Origin of the sequence: Brevundimonas lenta (genome assembly GCF_014196335.1) — a bacterium.
Taxonomy (GTDB): Bacteria; Pseudomonadota; Alphaproteobacteria; order Caulobacterales; family Caulobacteraceae; genus Brevundimonas; species Brevundimonas lenta.
Genome location: NZ_JACIDM010000001.1, coordinates 873924 through 893588, shown reverse-complemented (window position 1 = coordinate 893588; position 19665 = coordinate 873924). Strand labels below are relative to the sequence as shown.

Below are 19665 nucleotides of genomic sequence, written 5' to 3'. Positions count from 1 at the left end.
TCAGCCGTCTCGCCCGGCCCCGTCATTCACGCAGCCGAACAACAGATGGTCTGCCCATCCGCCGTTAATTTTGAGATAAGCCCGCGCCCGACCTTCGAGCTCGAAGCCCGCTTTTTCGAGCACGCGTCGCGAGGGGGCGTTGTCGGGCACGCAGGCGGCCTCGACCCGATGCAGATTCAGCTCGTCGAAGGCGAAGGCCTTCATCGCCCGCACGGCCGCCGTAGCGTAGCCGTGCCCCGCGAACGGCTCTCCGATCCAGTAGCCCAGGGTGCCCGTCTCGGCGACGCCGCGACGGACGTTGGACAGGGTGATGGCGCCGACCAGGGTGTGGCCGGATCCCGCGAAGATGAAGAACGGCCAGGCGTTCCCGGCGTCCTGCTCGCGCGCATAGATCGACAGGCGGCGTTTGAAGGCGGCCTTGGTCAGATCGTCCTCGGGCCAGGTCGGCTCCCACGGCTGGAGATAGCGGTAGGAATCCTGACGCAGTGTGGCCCAGGCTTCATGGTCGCCGGGACGCGGCGAGCGCAGCAGCACGCCCTCGCCATTGATGACGGGACCCGTCGCCTCGCTGATCCAGTCCAGTAGAGCCATGGGCGCAGAATAACCGGGCGACGATCAGCCGAACAGGGCGTCGCGGAAGGCGCGACCGGCCGGAGCCGCCGCCTTCGGACCCAGAACGGCGGTCGCCGCCTTGCCTGCCGCCAGAGAGGCCGCCGCGGCGGCGCGCACGTCGTTGGCGGTCTGGGCCAGGTTGCGTTCGGCCATGACGTCAGAGGGGATCAGGCGGCCGAAGATCAGCACCTGCGCCGCTGCACGCCCCGCGCGCGAGGCCGGGCTTTCGTCCGACATCCACAGGCCGGCGTTCATCACCGCCTTGGCGCGCGACAGCTCGACGGCGGTCGGGCCCGTTTCGGCCAGGGCCTTCAGCTCGGCGGCGCACACCTGGGCCAGTTCGACCGAACGCTCGGCCGCGGCTCCGGCGTAAATGCCGAGGATGCCCGCGTCCTCATAGGGTTCGTGATAGGCGTCGATGGCGTAGGCGAGGCCGCGCTCCTCGCGGGCGCTCTGGAACAGGCGCGAGGCCATGCCGCCGCCGAGGATTTCGGTCATCAGCCGGGCGGCCGGATACAGCGGGTCGACCGCCGACGGGGCCGGCAGCTGGAAGACGATGTTGGCCTGCTCGATGCGGCGAGTCAGGGCCGCATCGCCGCCGGTGAAGTGCGGCACGTCGGGCACGGCGGCCGGCGTCGCGGATTCGGCGCCGAACCAGCGCTCGGCCAGGGCCAGAAGCTCGGCCTCATCGACGGCGCCCGACGCCGCGACCACCATGCGGTCGGGCGAATACAGACGGGCGCGCCAGTCGCCGATCGTGGCGCGGGTGATGGGTTTCAGGCTGGCGACGGAGCCGAGGATCGGGCGGCCCAGCGGCTGGCCGGTGAAGGCGCGCGTCTGGGCCATTTCGAACACGTGGTCGTCGGGCGTGTCGAAGGCCTCGGCGATCTCCTGGGCGACGACGTCCTTCTCGCGCACGATCTCGTCGGGATCGAGGGTCGGGCGGAAGACCAGGTCCGACACCACCTGCATGGCCAGCGGCAGGGAACCCTGCAGGGCGCGGACCTCGAAGCTGGTGCGCTCATAGCCGGTGGCGGCGTTCAGGGATCCGCCCTCGGCCTCGATGCGCTCGACGATCTCGCGCGCGCCCATGTCGCCGGCGCCCTTGAACACCAGATGCTCGAGACAATGCGACCACCCGGACTGGCCCTCGTCCTCCCACTTGGCCCCGCCGCGCACGGCGACGGTCAGGGCGAGGGTGCGCAGGCCCGGCATGGGATCGCAGACCACGCGGACGCCGTTCGACAGGGTGTGGAGGGTGGCGGTCAGGACTTTTCCTTCCCTGACGCCTCGCTCGCGGAGCGAGGCTGCTTAAGGGACAGCTTTCTGCGAAGCAGGGCGATGTAGAAGCCGGCCAGCGCCAGCGCCAGCCCGAACCAGGTCAGCGCATAGCCGAGGTGGTTGTTCGAGAAGGCGGCGGGCGGTGCGGACGGCGTCAGCGCCTGCCATTCCGGGTTGGACGAGGTGACGGCGAAGAAGGTTTCGGGGGCGACGGAACCGGCGACACCGAGGACCTTGGCCATCGCGTTGTTGTCGCGAGCGTAGAAGTGCGAGCCGTTCGGCGCTGCTGCCATAGGGCCTGCGGCCGGCGTCTGGCGGACCTCGGCGACGATCCGGACGGGCGCTTCCGACGCGGCCGCCGGCGGCCGGGCCGAAATGATGTCGGCGACGAAGCCGCGGTCGAGCAGCAGGGTCTCTCCGCTACCCGCCGGGCGACAGGCGGAAATCAGGCGGACGCCGGCCTGACCGTCATGGATAGACTGCAGCTCGACGAAGGGCGCGGTGGCCAGGCCGGGACAAACCAGCGCGACCTTGCGGAACTCGGGAACGCCGCGTTCGGCGCGCAGGGCGGCGAGGGCGACCGGCGGATGGGCTGCGGCGGCCTCCGCCTCCGCGATCAGCCCGGTCTTCCAGTGCAGCCGCTGCACCTGCCAGACGCCGAGCGAGATCAGCAGGGCGAGAGCCAGGGCGGACACGATGGTCAGCCCCCAGGGGAACCGAACGCGCGACTCAGTCATGGCCGGCCTGTCCGGCGCGGTTGCGCATCTGGAGCGCGATCATGACGCCCTTGCCGGGCCGCATCAGGCCCAGCGACAACCCCGCGACCAGCGGCAGGGTGACCAGCAGCAGCAACCAGATGGGCGGGTTGTAGGCGATCATCACGAACAGGGCTCCGAACACCACGATGCCGCCGGCGATCTGCATGATGAAGATGGCCGCTCCATCGCCCGTGTTCAGGCGGGTGAAGTCGAAACCGCAGGCCGGGCAGCGCTCGACCACCTTCAGGAAGCCTTCGAACAGCGGTCCCTGCCCGCAATGAGGACAGCGACAACGCAGACCGGCGCGGATCGGGTCGATCCGCGCCGGTTGATTGTCTTGACCTGTGGGGCCTTCGATCACCCGAAGGTGACGTAGACGAAGGCGAACAGGAACAGCCAGACCACGTCCACGAAGTGCCAGTACCAGGCCGCCGCCTCGAAGCCGAAATGCTTCTCCGGGGTGAACTGGCCGGCCAGCAGACGCAGCAGGCAGACGGTCAGGAAGATGGTGCCGACGAGGACGTGGAAGCCGTGGAAGCCGGTCGCCATGAAGAAGATCGAACCGTACAGGCCCGAGTTGGCGGCCGCCTCGTTGAAGAACAGGTGCTCGTGGATGATGTGGTGGTACTCGTAGGCCTGCACCGAGGTGAACAGGACGCCGAGGGCGACGGTGATGATCAGGCCGATCTTGGTCGCGTTGCGGTCGCCGTGGGCCAGGGCGTGGTGCGCCCAGGTGACGGTCGTGCCCGAGAGCAGCAGGATGACGGTGTTCAGCAGCGGCAGCTGCCAGGCGTCCAGGGTCTCAATGCCGCGCGGCGGCCACAGCGACGAGCCGTCAGCATTGGTCCAGGCCTTGGCCGTGTCGGCCCAGGCGCCGACTTCCGGAATGTGAGCGCGCGCTTCGTTGAAGATGCTCATCTCGAAGAACACCCAGAAGAAGGCGACGAAGAACATCACTTCCGAGGCGATGAAGAGCATCATGCCGTAGCGCAGGCCGATCGAGACGACCGGGGTGTGATCACCCGCGCGGCTTTCCTTGATGACGTCGGCCCACCAGCCGAACATCGACACCAGCACGCCGGCCAGACCGGCGAAGAAGACCGCCGGATGACCCTTGGCGAACATGGCGGCCACCGGGCCGGCGTCGCCGCTGACCAGGCCCTTCATCCAGACCACGGCGCCGATCATCATGATCGTAGTCGCGATCGAGGCGACCAGCGGCCAGGGGCTGGGGTTCACCAGGTGGTAGTCGTGATGCGGTGTCGCGTGGGCGTCGGCCATCGGGGTCTCTTAAACGGTCGAGAGTCGTTAGGGGGGCTATAGCGTCCGCTATCCGGCCGCGCCAGAGGCAGTCTCGCCGTTAACGGCCTGCTGGAAGCGATCCGTGGGATAGAAGGTGTAGCTGAGGGTGATTTCCTGCACGCCCTTGCTCTCGCGATCGGTCGCCATCTCGGGCGCCACGAAATACTGGACGGGGAATTTCATCGTTTCGCCGGGCTGGATGATCTGCTCGTCGAAGCAGAAGCACTGCAGCTTCTGGAAATACGGTCCGGCGCGCTCGGGCACGACGTTGTAGGCGGCCTTGGCGCTGATCGGCTTGTCCGAGGTGTTGGTCACGTCGAAGAAGGCCATGCCGGTTTCGCCGATGCGGACCCGCTGGGTTACCTGTTCGGCGTGGAAGGTCATCGGCAGATCGCGGACGTTGGTGTCGAAGCGGATCAGCACCGTCTGGTCCAGCTGGACGTCCGGCGCCTTGTCGGCCTTCTTCACCGTGCCGTCGAAGCCGGTGACCTGACAGAACATGCGGTACAGCGGCACGGCGGCGAACGCCGCACCGGTCATGAACATCACGCCCAGCACGCAGGCGATGGCGACGGCGTTCCGCGACAGCTTCACTGGGCGTATCCCACCGGCTCGCCCGCCGCGATGGCTTCGGCGCGGGCGTCGAGGTTGCGCTTCAGGTTCAGCACGGTCACGCCGAACACCAGCACGATGAAGACGACCAGGGCGCCGGCGATGGCGAGATTGCGCTTCTTGCGGGCGGAGAGTTCTTCGGGAGTCAGGCGGCGCATGGCGGTTACAGTCCGGGGACGGCGGTGAAGCTCTCGACCAGCAGCGCGGCGAACAGGGCCATCAGGTACAGGATCGAGAAAGCGAACAGGTTGCGGGCCGGTTTGGCCTCAGCGCGCACGTCATACAATGCGGCCTCTCGCCCCACGGCCTCGGCCTTGTCCGGCTGATCGCCGGCGCGCGAGCGCCACAGGCGGAAGGCCAGCAGCAGGAAGCCCAGGCCGCCGACGATCGAAACGCCGAGATAGACGTAGCCGCCCATGCCGGTCAGGCCGGGCGCGATGGCCACCGGCACGAACACGAGCGTGTAGAGCAGGATCTGCAGGCGGGTGCTTTTTGCGCCACGCGCCACCGGCATCATCGGGATGCCGGCCTTGGCGTAGTCGCCGGCCGAATAGAGCGCGAGCGCCCAGCTGTGCGGCGGGGTCCACAGGAAGATGATCAGGAACAGCAGCCACGCCTGCCACGGCGCCTGGCCGGTCGCCGCGGCCCAGCCGATCACCGGCGGGAAGGCGCCCGCGGCGCCGCCGATGACGATGTTCTGGGGCGTCCGGCGCTTCAGCAGCAGGGTGTAGAAGACGGCGTAGTACAGGATGGTCAGCAGCAGCAGGCCGCCGGCCAGCCAGTTGGTGGCCATGCCCAGCAGCATGACCGAGAAGATCGACAGGATGACGCCGAAGGTCATGGCGTCGTTCTTGCGGACGCGTCCGGCCGCGACGGGGCGTCCGCGCGTGCGGCGCATCAGGGCGTCGGTCTCGCCTTCCAGGGCCATGTTCAGCGCCCCGGCCGCGCCGGCGCCGACGGCGATGCACAGGATGGCGATCGCCGACGAGATCCAGTCCAGATCGCCCTTGGCCACGACCAGGCCGGTCACGGCGGTGAAGATCACCAGCGACATCACGCGCGGCTTCAGCAGCTGGAAGAAGTCTTCCGGCTGGGCCGTGGAGATCGCGGGTGCGGCGGGTTCGGTCATGGCTCTTCTAACGCTTGAGGGCCGCTCCCTGTGCAGGAGCGGCCCCCGATTTTGGCAGGTCCGGCCAGGCCGGGCCCCTTAGTGCTCGTCGTTCTTGACCACCGGCAGTTCGTTGAACTGGTGGTGCGGCGGCGGCGAGGACAGGGTCCATTCCAGCGTCGTGGCGCCTTCGCCCCACGGGTTGTCGACACCCTTGCGGCGACGGATGGCGGCTTCAGCCAGCATGACCAGGAAGACGACGACGCCGGCCATGGTGATGAGGTAGCCGACCGACGACACGTGGTTCCAGAGGGTGAAGGCCTCCGGATAGTCGACGTAGCGGCGCGGCATGCCCTGCAGGCCCAGGAAGTGCTGCGGGAAGAACACGAGGTTCACGCCCACGAACATGATCCAGAAGTGCGCGGCGCCGAGGAACTCGTTGTACTTCACGCCGAACATCTTCTCGAACCAGTAGTAGAAGCCCGCGAAGATGGCGAAGACGGCGCCCAGCGACAGCACGTAGTGGAAGTGCGCCACGACGTAGTAGGTGTCGTGCAGGCTGTAATCGATGCCGGCGTTCGACAGGACCACGCCGGTCACGCCGCCGACGGTGAACAGGAAGATGAAGCCCATCGCCCACAGCATGGGCGTCTTGAAGCTGATCGAACCGCCCCACATCGTCGCGATCCACGAGAAGATCTTAACGCCGGTGGGAACCGCGATGATCATGGTCGCGGCCACGAAGTAGGCGCGCAGGTTCACCGACATGCCGACGGTGTACATGTGGTGCGCCCACACGATGAAGCCGATGAAGCCGATGGCGACCATGGCGTAGGCCATGGCGAGGTAGCCGAAGACAGGCTTCTTCGAGAAGGTCGAGACGATGTGCGAGATGATGCCGAAGCCCGGCAGGATCAGGATGTACACCTCGGGGTGGCCGAAGAACCAGAACAGGTGCTGGAACATGACGGGGTCGCCGCCGCCGGCCGGATTGAAGAAGCTGGTGCCGAAGTTGCGGTCGGCCAGCAGCATGGTGATGGCGCCGGCCAGAACGGGCAGCGACAGCAGCAGCAGGAAGGCGGTGATCAGCACCGACCAGGCGAACAGCGGCATCCGGTGCAGGGTCATGCCCGGCGCGCGCATGTTGAAGATGGTGGTGATGAAGTTGATGGCGCCGAGGATCGACGAGGCGCCCGCGACGTGCAGCGAGAAGATCGCCAGATCCATCGCCGGTCCGGTGTGGCCTGTCGTCGAGAGCGGCGGATAGATCGTCCAGCCCCCGCCGAAGCCCTTGCCCGGGCCGCCGTCGACGAACATCGACAGGCACAGCAGCACCCAGGCCGCGACCAGCAGCCAGAAGGAGATGTTGTTCATGCGCGGGAAGGCCATGTCCGGCGCGCCGATCATGATCGGAACGAACCAGTTGCCGAAGCCGCCGATCATGGCGGGCATGACCATGAAGAAGATCATGATCAGGGCGTGCGCCGTGACGGTGACGTTGTAGCCGTGCTTGGAGGCTTCAACGAGACCCAGCTGCTGGATCACGGAGCCTTCCTTGAAGATCTGGATGCCCGGCTCGGCCAGTTCCCAGCGGATCAGGCCGGACAGGATGCCGCCGACCAGGCCCGCCATGATGGCGAACAGCAGGTACAGCGTGCCGATGTCCTTGTGGTTGGTCGACAGGAACCAGCGGGTGAAGAAACCCGGCTTATGGTCGTGGTGCCCATCGTGGTCGAAGGCGAGGTTTTCGGCTGCGGTGGCCATGTTCTTGGGGCTCTCGCGGATCGTTACTGGGCGGCGGCGGGCGCGGCGGGGGCCGCGGCCGGAGCCGGCGTGGCGGCGGCGGGCGCCGCGGGATTGACGGACGGGACCGAGACCGGGGCGGCGACGGCGCCCTGGGCGACGGTCGGGGCGCCGGTGGTGCCGGCGACGGCCTGGGCGGACGAGCCGCCCGGAACCTGCTCCGGGGTCTTCGGGGTCATCGAGCCGCCCTTGGAGACGACCCAGGCTTCAAACTCGGCCTGGGTGACGACGCGGATCTCGATCGGCATGAAGGCGTGGTCGACGCCGCACAGTTCCGAGCACTGGCCGTAGAAGACGCCGGTGCGGTCGGCCCGGAACCAGGTTTCGTTGACCCGGCCCGGGACGGCGTCGGTCTTCAGACCGAAGGCCGGCAGGGCGAAGGCGTGAATGACGTCGGCGGCGGTGACCAGAACGCGGACGGTCTTGCCGACCGGCACCACGATCGGCTGATCAGCGGCCAGACGGTACGGGACGTTCTGCGCGCGGGCTTCGTCTTCCGGCAGCATGTTCGAGGTGTACTCGGCGATGCCCTGGTCCGGATATTCGTAGGCCCAGTTCCACTGGTTGCCGGTGGCCTTAACCGTCAGGTCCGGGGTCGGCATGTCGTGGTAGTTGAACAGGAGCCGGAACGAGAACAGCGAGATGAACACCAGGATCAGCACCGGGACGACCGTCCAGATGATCTCGATCAGGGTGTTGTGGCTCCACTTGGCCGGAACCGGGTTGGCCTTCTTGTTGTAGCGGATCGCGATCCAGATCAGCAGACCGAGCACGAACACCGAGATGCCGACGATGAGCGGCAACAGGATCCAGTCGTGGAAATGGTGTGCTTCCACCTTCAACGGCGACGCGGCCGGTTGAAGGCCGATGCCGCCCGGCGTCGGCTGGCCCATCCGTTCCGGCTCCGTCGGGCTGCACCCGGCGGCGAGTAGAGCCAGGCTCAGTGCGGCCACGCCGCTACCGATAATCGCCCGGGCCCGCGTGCCCATCCCCATGCGAGACATCCTCATTAAATCCGTTTCGTCGCAATCGCTTGCGAGTGAATCGCAAACAAGCGCCGGGACTCTCGGCCCGCGGCGGTACTTCGCGGGGTCCATATCGCCCCCTCCCTCGCTTGCCAAGCGATTGAGCGCAGCCGCGACATTCGGGCGGCGGATTAAATCGCATTCATGTTTCGCCAGCTACCTTGCGCCGCAAGATACCTTGCGATACCCCTTGAGCCATCAGAGGAGACCTTGATGTGCCCGAAACCATAGAGATCCAGCTGAAGAAGGGGGTGCTGACGCTATGCGTCCTGGCCTTGCTGAACCGGCGCGACAGCTACGCCTACGAGATCGCCTCGACCCTGTCGGATGCGATCGATATGGGCGAAGGGACGATCTACCCGCTCATGCGGCGGATGCAGTCCGATCGCCTCGTCGAGACCTATCTCGTCGAATCGGCCGCCGGGCCTTCCCGTAAATATTACCGACTGACCGATGCCGGCCGTGGAGCGCTCGACGCCCAGACCAGCGAATGGCGGGCCTTCGCCCGCGCGGTCGAATCCATCGTGGACGCTCCGGCTGAACCGGTCGCCGCGCCTGCTGAAGAGGGAGCTGCCCAATGACCCGTGCCGAATTCATGGCCCGGTTGAAGCAAGGCCTTGTGGGCCTGCCCATGACCACCGCCGCGGAAATCGCCTCGGACTATGAGTCGCATTTCGAGGACGGCGTGGCCGCGGGGCGTTCGGAGGCCGAAGTGGCCGCCGCGCTCGGCGATCCGGGCCGCCTGGCCCGCGAACTCCGCGCCGAGGCCGGCGCCCGCCGCTGGAGCCAGGAACAAAGCGCCTCTTCGGCCGCCGGCGCCGTGCTGGGCACCATAGGCCTGGGCGCGCTCGACATCCTTGTCCTGCTGCCCTTCCTGTCATCGGTCCTGGGCGTTCTGCTGGCCATCCTGATGAGCGGCATCGCCGTCTTCGTCGCCGGCGGCTTCGTGCTGGTCAGCGGCCCGTTCTTCGGACCTCCGGGCGGCGCGCTCGCAGCCATCCTGCTGGGCATCGGCCTGATCGGCCTCAGCGTCTTCCTGATCGGGATCACCGCGATCCTCGGCAAATGGCTGGTCGACGCCGTCGTCTGGTTCGCCCGCCTGCACTACCGCGTGCTGAAGCCCGCGCTCGAACCGCAAGTCCAGGCCTGAGGGAGGACCTGACATGATCCGCAATCTACTGGTCATCACCGGCGTCGGCGGCGTGATCGCCCTGGCCGGCATCACCGGCGCCTTCGCCCTGGCGGGCAATGACGTCAGCCACAACGACTGGACCTGGGTCGTCACCGACGACGAGGCGGGCGGCAACTCCCACTTCCGCGTCGAACGGGGCCCGGCCGCCGCCGACACCGTCCGCACCATCAACTGGAACGGCGGCGACAGCCTGTCGGTCGACGTGCCCGGCCGCGTCACCTACGTCCAGGGTTCCGAGGCGGGCATCAGGATCACCGGTCCCAAATCGCTGGTGGACCGCGTCCGCTTCGAGGACGGCCGCCTGTCCGTGGCCTACTCCGACGAGCCGGAACGCAGCTATGTGCGTCTGAACCGCAACGGCGTGAATGTGTGGAGCGACACCGAAGCGCTGCGCATCACCGTTACGGCACCGGCGGTGAAAACCTTCCAGATGGCCGAGCCGGGCCAGCTGAACATCCGGGACTACGACCAGCCGACCCTGACAGTGACCGCCAACGGTTCGGGCAAGGTTGTAGCCGAGGGCCGGGCGGACCGGGCGGATGTGACCGTCAACGGTTCCGGCCGGGTCGATCTGGACGATCTGGAGGTGACCGACGCCACCGTCGACATCTCCGGCAGCGGCGATGTCGTGGTCGGTCCGACCGGTCGCGCCGACGTGCAGATCTCCGGCTCGGGCGACGCCGTCCTGACGCGTCGTCCCAGCCGCCTGCAGCAGACGATCGACGGCTCGGGCGAAGTCGAGCAGTTCTGACCCGTGACGCGGGGACGGTCAGCGCCTACTTAGGCGAGATGACTGTCCCCGTTTCCACGCCCGCCATCCTCGACAGCGCCGAGGTCGGCGCCGACGAAGCCCTCTCGATCCTGCAGGACGCCCTGACCGGAGCCGATGACGGCGAACTGTTCCTCGAACGCTCTGAATCCGAATCGCTCGTCTTCGACGACGGCCGCCTGAAGTCCGCGGCCTATGACGCGACCGAAGGCTTCGGCCTGCGCGTCGTGGCCGGCGAGACGGCCGGCTTCGCCCACGCCAATGAAATCAGCGGCCCCGCCCTGCGCCGCGCCGCCGACAGCGCGGCACTGGCCCGCTCGGGACATTCCGGCGTCGCCGCCGAGGCCCCGCAGGCGACCAACCGCAAGCTCTATGACGAGGTCGATCCCCTCGCCTCGCCCGCCTTCTCCGACAAGATCGCCCTGCTGGCCGAGATCGACGCCTGGGCCCGCGCCCGCGATCCGCGGGTGGTGCAGGTCTCGGCCTCGCTGGTCGGCGAGCATCGCCAGATCGAAATCCTGCGCGGCGACGGCCGGTTGGTGCGCGACATGCGCCCGCTGGTGCGCCTGAACGTCTCGGTCACCGTCGAGAAGGACGGCAAGCGCGAGGGCGCCTCTTCGGGCGCCGGCGGCCGCGCCGGGTTCGAGACCTGGATCGCACCCGATCGCTGGCAATGGCAGGTCGACGAAGCCCTGCGTCAGGCCCTGGTCAATCTGGAAGCCGTCGACTGTCCCGCAGGCGAAATGGACGTGGTTCTGGGCGCCGGCTGGCCGGGCGTGCTGCTTCATGAAGCGATCGGCCACGGCTTCGAGGGCGACTTCCACCGCAAGGGCTCGTCGGCCTTCACCGGCCTGATGGGCAAGCGCGTGGCGGCGCCGGGCGTGACCGTCGTCGACGACGGCTCCATCGCCGGCCGCCGCGGCTCCCTGACCATCGACGACGAAGGCACGCCGACCTCGCGCACCGTGCTGATCGAGGACGGCATCATGGTCGGGCTGATGCACGACCGCCTGTCGGCGCGTCAGCTGGGCGCGAAAGCGACCGGCAACGGCCGGCGTCAGTCGTTCGCCCACATGCCCATGCCGCGCATGACCAACACCTTCATGGAAGGCGGCAAGGATTCGAAGGCCGACATGATCGCCTCGACGAAGCGCGGCCTCTACGCCGCGAACTTCGGCGGTGGCCAGGTGGACATCACCAACGGCAAATTCGTCTTCCAGTGCACCGAGGCCTACCTCATCGAGGACGGCCGGATCACCGCGCCCGTCCGCGGCGCCACCCTGATCGGCGACGGGGCCACGGCCTTGACCCGTATCGAGGCCATCGGCGACGATTTCGAGTTCGATCCGGGCGTCGGCGTCTGCGGCAAGGGCGGCCAGGGGGTCCCGGTCGGCATCGGGCAGCCCAGCCTGAAGATCGGCGGCCTGACCGTCGGCGGCACCGCCGTCTAGGGCGCGGCCTCGGCCGGCGCGTCTCGCCAATCGGGGCCCACAACCTCGAAGCCGCGGGCCTTCAGCCCGTCCAGCACGCCGCCCTCCTCGGCCAGCAGACGGATGGGCGCCACGCCCATAGTGACGCCGGGCTGGATCAGGGAGGTCTCGATCGCCGCCGCCCACTGCTGGCGCAGCTGCGGTCCGATATCGGGATCGGCCCACGGCCAGCACCGGTTCACGGCCAGATCGACCGGCGAGGCCAGCACCTCCGGCACCTGGAGCGCACGCCAGGCCTCCGCCCGCTCGCGGCTGGCGTCCGGGCCCAGCTCGGCGGCGGCGATGGCCGCCTCGACGCAGGGCACATGGGTGGATTGCGGCGCCGAGATCAGACTTTCGACCATGTCGTCGCCGCGCACGGTTCCCACCGGACGCACGGGCACCCGCGCGCGGTTGGCGGCGCGCTTGATGACGTCGGCGGCGTTGACGCCGTCACTCGCGTTGTAGCCGGCCTTGTCCTTCATCAGGTCGAAGCCGAGGATCAGCAGGCTGGACCGGCGCCAGTCCTGATTCCGCTCGCTCGCCATCACCGCATCCAGCCGCGCCTGAAAGTCCGGCGACAGATAGTCGGCGCTGGTCTGGCCCTGAGGCATCTGGGAGATCGTCCGGATCCGCCAGAGCACCCGCAGCAGGTCGGTGACCGAGGCGCGTCCCTCCGTCGGGAACAGGATCATGTCCGACCGGGCGGCCGCCGCCTCCAGATCGTCCGGACGCCAGGACAGGTCCCGCGGCACGCCGCGAATGGCGCCGACGAGGATCAGGGTGCTGTCGCCCCGGGTGACCGTCCACATCGGCGCGCCCGAACGGCGGGCGAGGACGACGATCTCATCCAGCTCCGTGGCCTGGGCGGTCGGCCCGGGACCGGTCTGCGCCTGCACGCCGGATGCAGGCAGGGACAGGGCGAGAGCGGCGGACAGTAAGACAGCGACGGCTTTCACGAACTCACCCGTTCAACTTGAGAGAGGCAGTATTGATCAACCCAGATGAGAACACAAAGATGACGGCGCTGTAATGCTGTCTGCGATTTAATCCACCTGTCCGTCTTGTAACTGGAGACGGTTGCGTCACGCGGTCACACCTTGCGTCACACGACGAGGGGAATCCTGCAATGACGAAGACCATCCTGCTGGCGACGACAGCCCTGCTGCTGACCGCCGGCGCAGCGGCCGCGCAAACGCCCGAAGAGGCGCCGCCACAGGCCGAAGCCGGACAAACCGGCGTACTGGTCTTCGAACCCGCCTTCTTCGCCGAAGCCCGCCCCAACACCGCGCTGGACATGGTCGAGCGGGTCCCCGGCTTCTCCGTCAACGACGGCTCCGGCGCCCGCGGCTTCGAAGGCGCGGTCGGCAATATCCTGATCAACGGCTCCCGTCCGGCGTCGAAGAATGACACCGGTTCCAACGTTCTGGCCCGCACCATCGCCGCCAACGTCGAGCGGATCGAGCTGATCCGCGGCGGGGCCCCCGGCATCGACATGCAGGGCTATTCGGTCGTCGTGAACGTGATCCTGAAGTCCACGTCCAGCCGCGAGCACGTGGTCAACCTGTACGGCACCCTGTTCGAGGGCGGTCAGGACCTCTACGGTGCCTCCTACCAGTTCACCGCCCGCGAGGGTGAGCGCACCTGGGGCGTGACGCTGAGCGACGGCATTTCGTCCAGCGACTCCAACGGCCGGGGCCGCGTCATCCGCACGGACGCCAACGGCAACATCACGCGCGACGAGGACTACTACAACGACGGCTACGGCGGCGGCACCTCGATCCGGGGCAACTACGCCGGCCCGCTGATGGGCGGCAAGATCGACCTGACCGCGCGCTACGGCATCAACGACTGGAACGAATTCCAGCTTCAGACCGGCCCGGACGTGATCCGTGACAGCCGGTACAACGAGGACGTCACGGGCGGCGAGTTCGGGGTGGTCTACACCCGCCCGCTGAACTCCAAGATGAGCCTCGAGACCCGCCTGATCCACGAGTGGGACGAGTTCGACGGCCTGTCGAGCGCCCAGACCACCCTCGTCGGCGTGCCCGGACCCGAACAGCTGTTCGGCTCGGAAGGCACGAGCTCGGAATCAATCCTGCGCAGCCTGGTACGCTGGGAGCGCTCGGCGACCTGGACCTTCGAGATGGGCGGCGAAGTCGCCTACAACATGCTCGACACGACCCAGGCCTTCACCGTCGGCGGCGTGCCGGTGCCGCTGCCGTCGGCCTCGGTGAAGGTCGAGGAGATTCGCGGCGAAGCCTTCGGCAAAGCCCTGTGGCGCTATAGCGACCAGCTGACCCTGGAAGGCGGCCTGCGTCTTGAGGCCTCGACCATCAGCCAGTCGGGCGACGCCGCCCAGGAGGAGAGCTTCTTCTTCCCGAAGCCGCGCTTCCTGGCCACCTGGACGCCGATGGAGAACAACCAGCTGCGCGTTCGCTTCGAGCGTGAAGTCGGCCAGCTGGACTTCGGCGACTTCGCCGCCTCCGCCGATCTGGAGGACGAAAACGTCCTCGGCGGCAACGTCAACCTGGTGCCCGAGCAGCGCTGGATCATGGAAGCGATTTACGAGCGCCGCTTCTGGTCCGACGGCATCATCAGCATCGGTCTGCGCCACGACGAGATCACCGACGCCATCGACGTCATCCCGCTGGACGACGGCCTGTCGGCGGTCGGCAACATCGGCGACGGCACGCTGGACCAGCTGGCGCTGAACATCACCATCCCGACCACCAAACTGGGCATCTCGGGCGGCCGCTTCGGCTTCCGCAACACCTGGAACCACACCGAGGTCACCGATCCGACCACCGGCGAGATCCGCCCGATCTCCGGCGTGCGCCCGAGCCAGGCCGTGGTCAGCTTCGAGCAGGACATCACGTCCTGGAAGTTCCAGTGGGGCACCGCCTGGATCCCCAAACTCAGCCAGACCAGCTTCGACCCCGACCAGCGCGTCGGCTGGCAGGGCACCGACTATTTCGAGCTGTGGGGCGAGTACAAGCCGCAGCCCGGCCTGTCGCTGCGCGCCCAGGTCAACATCTGGAACGACTTCGACATCGAGCGGACGGTCTACGCCGACCGCGACGTGCCGCGGAACATCCTGTTCGTCGAGGATCGCCTGATCGATCCGCGCACCTTCTGGTCGCTGCGCCTGCGCAAGACCTTCTGAGAAACGTCCTCGCTCACCCCCCGTGCGAGGGCGCCCGGTGGTGGAGGCGGCGATCCGAATGCAGTCGGATCGTTCGCCTCCACCCCAACGGGCCCATCCGTCGCCAGTAAGCGTCCTCGATTAACACACCTGTCGGGCTTGTAACTGGAGCCGCCGACGCCGTGCGGGCACCGTTCCCGCAACAGGGAGAGGGTTTCATGCGCAAGGCGTTCTGGCTGGCGAGCGTCGCCGCCGCGGTTCTGGCCGCGCCCGCGATGGCCCAGACGCCCCCGCCGCAAACGCCTCCTACCACGGCCGATCCGGAAACCGCCGCCGAAGCGCCGGTCCCGACCGGTCCCGTGACGTCAGCGCCCGAGGTCGATACGGTCCAGCAGGGCGTGCTGGTCTTCGAACCCGCCTTCTTCGCCGACAGCCGCCCCGATACGGCGCTGGACATGATCTTCCGCCTGCCCGGGTTCGCCTTCAATCCGGGCGACAGCGGCACGCGCGGCCTGGCCGGCACGGCCGGCAACGTCCTGATCGACGGCCAGCCGCCCTCGACAAAGAGCGACAGCGTCGAACAGGTCCTGCGCCGCATCTCCGCCGCCGGCGTGGCGCGGATCGAGCTGATCCGCGGCGGCGCTCCGGGCATCGACATGCAGGGCCATCCGGTTGTCGCCAACGTCGTTCTGGTGCGGACCGCGATCACCGAACGGGTGCTGGAATTCAACGCCTACACCTACCCCGACGGCTATGTCGGTCCGGTGGTGTCCGGCCGCTATTCCCGGCGCGAGGGCGACAACCAGATCGAGGGCTCGATCAGCGCCACCACCGACCGCACCGACGGCACCGGCGACGGCTATCGCCGCCGCTACGATCCGGCGGGCGACCTGATCCAGGACGCCGATCTGGAGCTGTGGGACCGGTTCCGCAACGTGCGCGCCACCGGCGCGGTCCAGCGCCGCGTCGCCGACGGCCTGCTCCGCGTAAACGGCCTGCTCGGCTGGTTCGGCAGCGAGAACACCCAGGACCTGCGCGTCCGCTCCGGCGCCGGGATCGACAGTTTCAACGACGAGACGTCCGATCAGTACAGCGGCGAACTCGGGGTCAACTGGGTTCGCGACTTCAGCCCGCGCACGGCGCTGGAGATCACCGGCCTGCAGCGCGTCCAGACTGAAGACTACACCGGCATTTCCGAAGCGGCGGGCGACAGCTCGACCTTCACCGAGGACTCCACCGCGGGCGAGTCCGTCCTTCGCGCCGAACTGCGCTACCGGCCCGCCGACGAGTGGGCCGTCGAGAGCGGCGGCGAGGTCGCCTACAACTTCCTCGACAGCGCCACGGCGTTTGAGGAGAACGGCGTGGTCATTCCGCTGCCGTCGTCGGCGGTCAAGGTCGAGGAGCTGCGCGGCGAGGTGTTCGGCCAGACGACCTGGCGGCCCAATCCGGAATTCACGCTCGAGTTCGGCCTGCGGGTCGAGGTCTCCGAAATCAGCCAGTCGGGCGACAGCGATCTCAGCAAGTCGTTCGTCTATCCCAAGCCCCGGGTGCAGGCGACGTGGACCCCGTGGTCGGGCCAGCAGTTCCGCTTCCGCGTCGAGCGGGAGGTCAGCCAGCTGGACTTCGGCGATTTCGTCGCCTCGGCCGACATCGACATCGGCGAGGTCGAGGGCGGCAACCCCGACCTGGTGCCGTCGCAGTCGACGCTGTTCGAGGCCTTCTACGAGCGCAGGTTCTGGGGCGAAGGCGTCCTCGACTTCACCCTGCAGCACGCCGAGATCGAGGACGTCGTCGACGTCATTCCGCTGAGCGGCGGCTTCGACGGCGTGGGCAATATCGGCGACGGCACGTCCGACTTCTTCCAGGTCCGCCTGACCCTGCCGATGGACAAGCTGGGCATGCCCAACGCGCGCTTCCAGGCCCGCGGCAGCTGGGCGGACTCCAGCGTCATCGACCCGGTCACCGGCGAGGAGCGCCGTCTGCAGGGGCAGCAGCCGTTCGGCTGCGGCATCGCCTTCAACCAGGACCTGCAGGGCGGGAAGTGGTCGTACGGCTTCGACCATGGCTGCAACACCGACCGCAATCCGAACTACCGGGTGCGCGAGATCCGCACCTTCGTGTCCGAGCCGTTCGTGAACATCTACGGCCAGTGGAAGCCGCGTCCGGACCTGACCGTGCGGCTGGACCTCGGCAACGCCACGAACCGGGCCATCGGCTACGACCGGGACATCTATTCCGGTCCCCGTGACGTGGCCCCGCTGTCGTTCCGGGAGGTCCGCCGCACGCGCATGAGCCAGTGGCTCTTCGTCCAGATAAGGAAGACCTTCTGAAGAAGGCGTCTTGAGTGTTTCCAGACTGGATGCGCTCTCCCCCGGGCGCATGAAAAAAGGGCGGAGCCGCGAGGCCCCGCCCTTCTTTTTTGCGGTGATCCGCCTGGTTAGCCGAGCGTCGTGGCGCCCGGCTTGGCGACGTTGCCGTCTTCCGAACCGCGGTCCGTCAGCGACGGTCCGGGGTGGTTGGCGGCGTCATTGGCCCCATGCGACCAGCCCTTGATGAAGAAGCTGATCAGGATGAAGAAGGCGCCGATCGCCATGCCGCCCCAGCCGAGCTTCTCGAAGATCTCGAGCGAGGTGCGCAGCGCCAGACCCGGATCCAGCACCTGACCACCGACGGTCTCGGTGCCGGCCAGACCGGCGATCCAGCCGCCCACGAACTGGGCGATGGAGCTGGCCAGGAACCACACGGCCATCATGAAGCTGACCACGGCCGGCATCGACAGCTTGGTGATTTCCGACAGACCCACCGGCGACAGGAACAGCTCGCCGGTCGTGTGGAACATGTAGAGCAGGCCCAGCAGCACGATCGGCAGCTGGAAGGCCGAGTTGGCCATGCCTGCGCCCCACACCACGATCATGAAGCCGAGACCGACCTGCAGCAGGCCGAGGCCGAACTTCAGGGTCGGGTTCGGATCGAGGTTGCGCTTGGCCAGGAAGGCCCACAGCGCGGCCATGATCGGCGCGAACAGCAGGATGAAGCCGGCGTTGAACGACTGGGTCTGCGCCGCCGTGATGGTGGCGTCGATCCAGAAGCCGGTCGGCGTCGCGATGCCGGCCGCTGCAAGCTGCGCCGGCGTGCCGACGGTGATGCCGAAGATCTGGAACGCGGCCGGCGTCAGGCTGAGGTCGACGTTACGGTCGGCGAACAGGTTGAGCGAGGTGCCGGCCTGTTCGAACAGGGTGAAGAACACCACCGAGCCGAAGATCAGCACGACGGCGAGCATCATCCGCTCGCGCTGCGCCCGGGTCTTGCAGACCGCGACGATGACGTAGCCGATGAAGGCCAGCGAGGCGAGGGTCGCGGCGGTCAGCACGGTGCCGACCAGCGCGTTGCGCTGCACCAGGAACCACACCAGGCCGACGCCCAGAGTGGCCAGCAGATAGATCGACCATTCGCGGTTCAGCGGACCCAGCAGGGGACGCTTGAGCATCTCCGGGTTAGGCGGCTCGCCCTTGCCCTCAAGCAGGGGCTTGCCGAGCATGAAGACCACCCAGCCCAGCGCCATGCCGACGCCGGCGAGGCCGAAGCCCGCCCACCAGCCGACGGTCTGTCCCAGATAGCCGCAGAGCACGGCGGCCCAGAAGGCGCCGAGGTTGATGCCGTAGTAGTAGAGGGTGAAGCCGGAATCCCGCCGCGGGTCGCCCTGCGGATAGAGCTGTCCGACGATCGTGGAGATGTTCGGCTTCAGGAAGCCGACCCCCATGATGATCAGCGAAACCGCCAGATAGAAGACGTTCACGCCCATCAGGTCGCGGGTCTGCTTCATCTCGTACGACCCTTCCGCCAGGGTGGCGGGCAGGGGCGAACCGGCCGGCAGATCGGCGATGGCGATGCCGCCGCCCTCGGCCGGACCGAAGGCGAACTTCTGGCCGTTGACGACGATGCCCACGTCGCGCTCGGCGCCGCGGCCTTCAGCCGAGATCTCGTAGGTCTGACCGGCGTAGGTCAGGGTTTCGGTCGCGGGACGGCCCTCGAAAGCCATCAGGCCGTGGCCGGCCACCAGCAACAGGGCGCCGAAGGCGATGGCCTTGCGGGTGCCGATGAAGCGGTCGGCCATGATGCCGCCGATCAGCGGCAACAGGTACACCAGCGAGGTGTAGGAACCGTAGGTCGACCCCGCCATGGCGTCGTCGAACAGGAAATGCTGGGTCAGGAAGAAGATCAGGATCCCGCGCATGCCGTAGTAGGAGAAGCGCTCCCACATTTCGGCGAAGAACAGGATGATCAGTCCCCGCGGATGGTTCTTCAGAATCTGAAGCAGCACGGGGATGCCCGTGAGCAGGGTGATGATCAGCCCCGCGATAATTACGATATTCATGCCTGGTCTCCACCGATCCGGCCGGCAGTCCCCCGGCCACGAGCGGCGACAGCGCTCCCTGCGTCCGTCTTACTCAACGGCTCACTCCCATATTGTTTTGCGCCCCACCTGACGCGCGTGCGGCATAAGCAGCACGCGGAGCAAGACCGGACAAGAGTTAAGGGTAAATTGGTTCCTTGGTGGCTTGTGGCGCCACAGCGCGGCACAGTGCCGC

At 67.6% G+C, this 19665-nt stretch carries 18 protein-coding genes; 6 read left to right on the top strand and 12 right to left on the bottom strand.

The features are described from left to right. The 10 genes from GGR12_RS04410 to coxB all read right to left on the bottom strand — a co-directional run bounded on the left by GGR12_RS04410 (position 1) and on the right by coxB (position 8471). Complete coding sequence (locus tag GGR12_RS04410) at positions 1-591, bottom strand: GNAT family N-acetyltransferase (RefSeq protein WP_183203159.1); 591 nt, start codon at positions 589-591, stop codon at positions 1-3. Between the two features lie 24 nt (positions 592-615). After that, a complete protein-coding gene (locus GGR12_RS04405) occupies positions 616-1827 on the bottom strand; it encodes a M16 family metallopeptidase (RefSeq protein WP_183203758.1) in 1212 nt (403 codons plus the stop codon). A 50-nt stretch (positions 1828-1877) separates the two neighbouring features. Further along, positions 1878-2630 carry an SURF1 family protein gene (locus tag GGR12_RS04400; RefSeq protein ID WP_183203158.1) on the bottom strand — a complete coding sequence of 251 codons (753 nt, stop codon included), beginning with the start codon at positions 2628-2630 and terminating at the stop codon, positions 1878-1880. Next, on the bottom strand, positions 2623-3012 hold the full coding sequence (locus tag GGR12_RS04395) for a DUF983 domain-containing protein (RefSeq protein WP_183203157.1): 390 nt from the start codon (positions 3010-3012) through the stop codon (positions 2623-2625). Before GGR12_RS04395 ends, GGR12_RS04400 begins: the two co-directional genes overlap by 8 nt. Next, the gene (locus GGR12_RS04390) at positions 3009-3932 is read right to left on the bottom strand and encodes a cytochrome c oxidase subunit 3 (RefSeq protein ID WP_183203156.1); all 924 of its coding nucleotides are present in this window, start codon (positions 3930-3932) and stop codon (positions 3009-3011) included. Before GGR12_RS04390 ends, GGR12_RS04395 begins: the two co-directional genes overlap by 4 nt. A gap of 48 nt (positions 3933-3980) precedes the next feature. Continuing rightward, a complete protein-coding gene (locus GGR12_RS04385) occupies positions 3981-4556 on the bottom strand; it encodes a cytochrome c oxidase assembly protein (protein ID WP_425486214.1) in 576 nt (191 codons plus the stop codon). Next, positions 4544-4723: a hypothetical protein gene (locus GGR12_RS04380; protein ID WP_183203154.1), complete on the bottom strand. Its 180-nt coding sequence runs from the start codon at positions 4721-4723 to the stop codon at positions 4544-4546. Before GGR12_RS04380 ends, GGR12_RS04385 begins: the two co-directional genes overlap by 13 nt. A gap of 5 nt (positions 4724-4728) precedes the next feature. Beyond that, positions 4729-5694 (bottom strand): heme o synthase, encoded by a 966-nt coding sequence (locus GGR12_RS04375; protein ID WP_183203153.1) that lies wholly within the window; start codon positions 5692-5694, stop codon positions 4729-4731. 78 nt (positions 5695-5772) lie between these two features. Further along, the gene (gene ctaD, locus GGR12_RS04370) at positions 5773-7437 is read right to left on the bottom strand and encodes a cytochrome c oxidase subunit I (RefSeq protein ID WP_183203152.1); all 1665 of its coding nucleotides are present in this window, start codon (positions 7435-7437) and stop codon (positions 5773-5775) included. A gap of 23 nt (positions 7438-7460) precedes the next feature. Then, entirely contained in the window at positions 7461-8471 is a 1011-nt protein-coding gene (gene coxB, locus GGR12_RS04365) for a cytochrome c oxidase subunit II (RefSeq protein ID WP_183203151.1), read from the bottom strand. Between the two features lie 245 nt (positions 8472-8716). On the opposite strand from coxB, the gene GGR12_RS04360 reads away from it, so the two are divergent. The 4 genes from GGR12_RS04360 to tldD are packed head-to-tail and all read left to right on the top strand — an operon-like array spanning position 8717 to position 11913. Further along, positions 8717-9082 (top strand): helix-turn-helix transcriptional regulator, encoded by a 366-nt coding sequence (locus GGR12_RS04360; RefSeq protein WP_183203150.1) that lies wholly within the window; start codon positions 8717-8719, stop codon positions 9080-9082. Further along, positions 9079-9651, top strand: coding sequence for a DUF1700 domain-containing protein (locus GGR12_RS04355; protein ID WP_183203149.1), 573 nt, complete (start codon positions 9079-9081; stop codon positions 9649-9651). The genes GGR12_RS04360 and GGR12_RS04355 overlap by 4 nt, the downstream gene beginning before the upstream one ends. Before the next feature lie 13 nt (positions 9652-9664). Then, positions 9665-10444 (top strand): GIN domain-containing protein, encoded by a 780-nt coding sequence (locus tag GGR12_RS04350; RefSeq protein WP_183203148.1) that lies wholly within the window; start codon positions 9665-9667, stop codon positions 10442-10444. Positions 10445-10482: 38 nt separating this feature from the next. Then, entirely contained in the window at positions 10483-11913 is a 1431-nt protein-coding gene (tldD, locus tag GGR12_RS04345) for a metalloprotease TldD (RefSeq protein ID WP_183203147.1), read from the top strand. Here the strand turns inward: tldD and GGR12_RS04340 are convergent. After that, positions 11910-12890 (bottom strand): TraB/GumN family protein, encoded by a 981-nt coding sequence (locus GGR12_RS04340; protein ID WP_183203146.1) that lies wholly within the window; start codon positions 12888-12890, stop codon positions 11910-11912. The two genes, tldD and GGR12_RS04340, sit on opposite strands and share 4 nt — an antisense overlap. Before the next feature lie 170 nt (positions 12891-13060). Here GGR12_RS04340 and GGR12_RS04335 point away from each other — a divergent pair, with 170 nt between their 5' ends. Next, positions 13061-15097: a TonB-dependent receptor plug domain-containing protein gene (locus tag GGR12_RS04335; protein ID WP_183203145.1), complete on the top strand. Its 2037-nt coding sequence runs from the start codon at positions 13061-13063 to the stop codon at positions 15095-15097. Positions 15098-15294: 197 nt separating this feature from the next. Continuing rightward, on the top strand, positions 15295-17406 hold the full coding sequence (locus GGR12_RS04330) for a TonB-dependent receptor plug domain-containing protein (RefSeq protein WP_183203144.1): 2112 nt from the start codon (positions 15295-15297) through the stop codon (positions 17404-17406). 107 nt (positions 17407-17513) lie between these two features. Here the strand turns inward: GGR12_RS04330 and GGR12_RS04325 are convergent, their stop codons facing one another. Continuing rightward, positions 17514-19451, bottom strand: coding sequence for a peptide MFS transporter (locus GGR12_RS04325; RefSeq protein ID WP_183203143.1), 1938 nt, complete (start codon positions 19449-19451; stop codon positions 17514-17516). Positions 19452-19665: the final 214 nt, after the last annotated feature.

Coding starts and splice junctions, on each gene's coding strand:
- GGR12_RS04410 (WP_183203159.1), bottom strand. CDS start 591: ATGGCTCTACTGGACTGGATCAGCGAGGCGACGGGTCCCGTCATCAAT.
- GGR12_RS04405 (WP_183203758.1), bottom strand. CDS start 1,827: ATGCCGGGCCTGCGCACCCTCGCCCTGACCGTCGCCGTGCGCGGCGGG.
- GGR12_RS04400 (WP_183203158.1), bottom strand. CDS start 2,630: ATGACTGAGTCGCGCGTTCGGTTCCCCTGGGGGCTGACCATCGTGTCC.
- GGR12_RS04390 (WP_183203156.1), bottom strand. CDS start 3,932: ATGGCCGACGCCCACGCGACACCGCATCACGACTACCACCTGGTGAAC.
- GGR12_RS04380 (WP_183203154.1), bottom strand. CDS start 4,723: ATGCGCCGCCTGACTCCCGAAGAACTCTCCGCCCGCAAGAAGCGCAAT.
- GGR12_RS04375 (WP_183203153.1), bottom strand. CDS start 5,694: ATGACCGAACCCGCCGCACCCGCGATCTCCACGGCCCAGCCGGAAGAC.
- ctaD (WP_183203152.1), bottom strand. CDS start 7,437: ATGGCCACCGCAGCCGAAAACCTCGCCTTCGACCACGATGGGCACCAC.
- coxB (WP_183203151.1), bottom strand. CDS start 8,471: ATGGGGATGGGCACGCGGGCCCGGGCGATTATCGGTAGCGGCGTGGCC.
- GGR12_RS04355 (WP_183203149.1), top strand. CDS start 9,079: ATGACCCGTGCCGAATTCATGGCCCGGTTGAAGCAAGGCCTTGTGGGC.
- GGR12_RS04350 (WP_183203148.1), top strand. CDS start 9,665: ATGATCCGCAATCTACTGGTCATCACCGGCGTCGGCGGCGTGATCGCC.
- tldD (WP_183203147.1), top strand. CDS start 10,483: ATGACTGTCCCCGTTTCCACGCCCGCCATCCTCGACAGCGCCGAGGTC.
- GGR12_RS04335 (WP_183203145.1), top strand. CDS start 13,061: ATGACGAAGACCATCCTGCTGGCGACGACAGCCCTGCTGCTGACCGCC.
- GGR12_RS04330 (WP_183203144.1), top strand. CDS start 15,295: ATGCGCAAGGCGTTCTGGCTGGCGAGCGTCGCCGCCGCGGTTCTGGCC.
- GGR12_RS04325 (WP_183203143.1), bottom strand. CDS start 19,451: ATGAATATCGTAATTATCGCGGGGCTGATCATCACCCTGCTCACGGGC.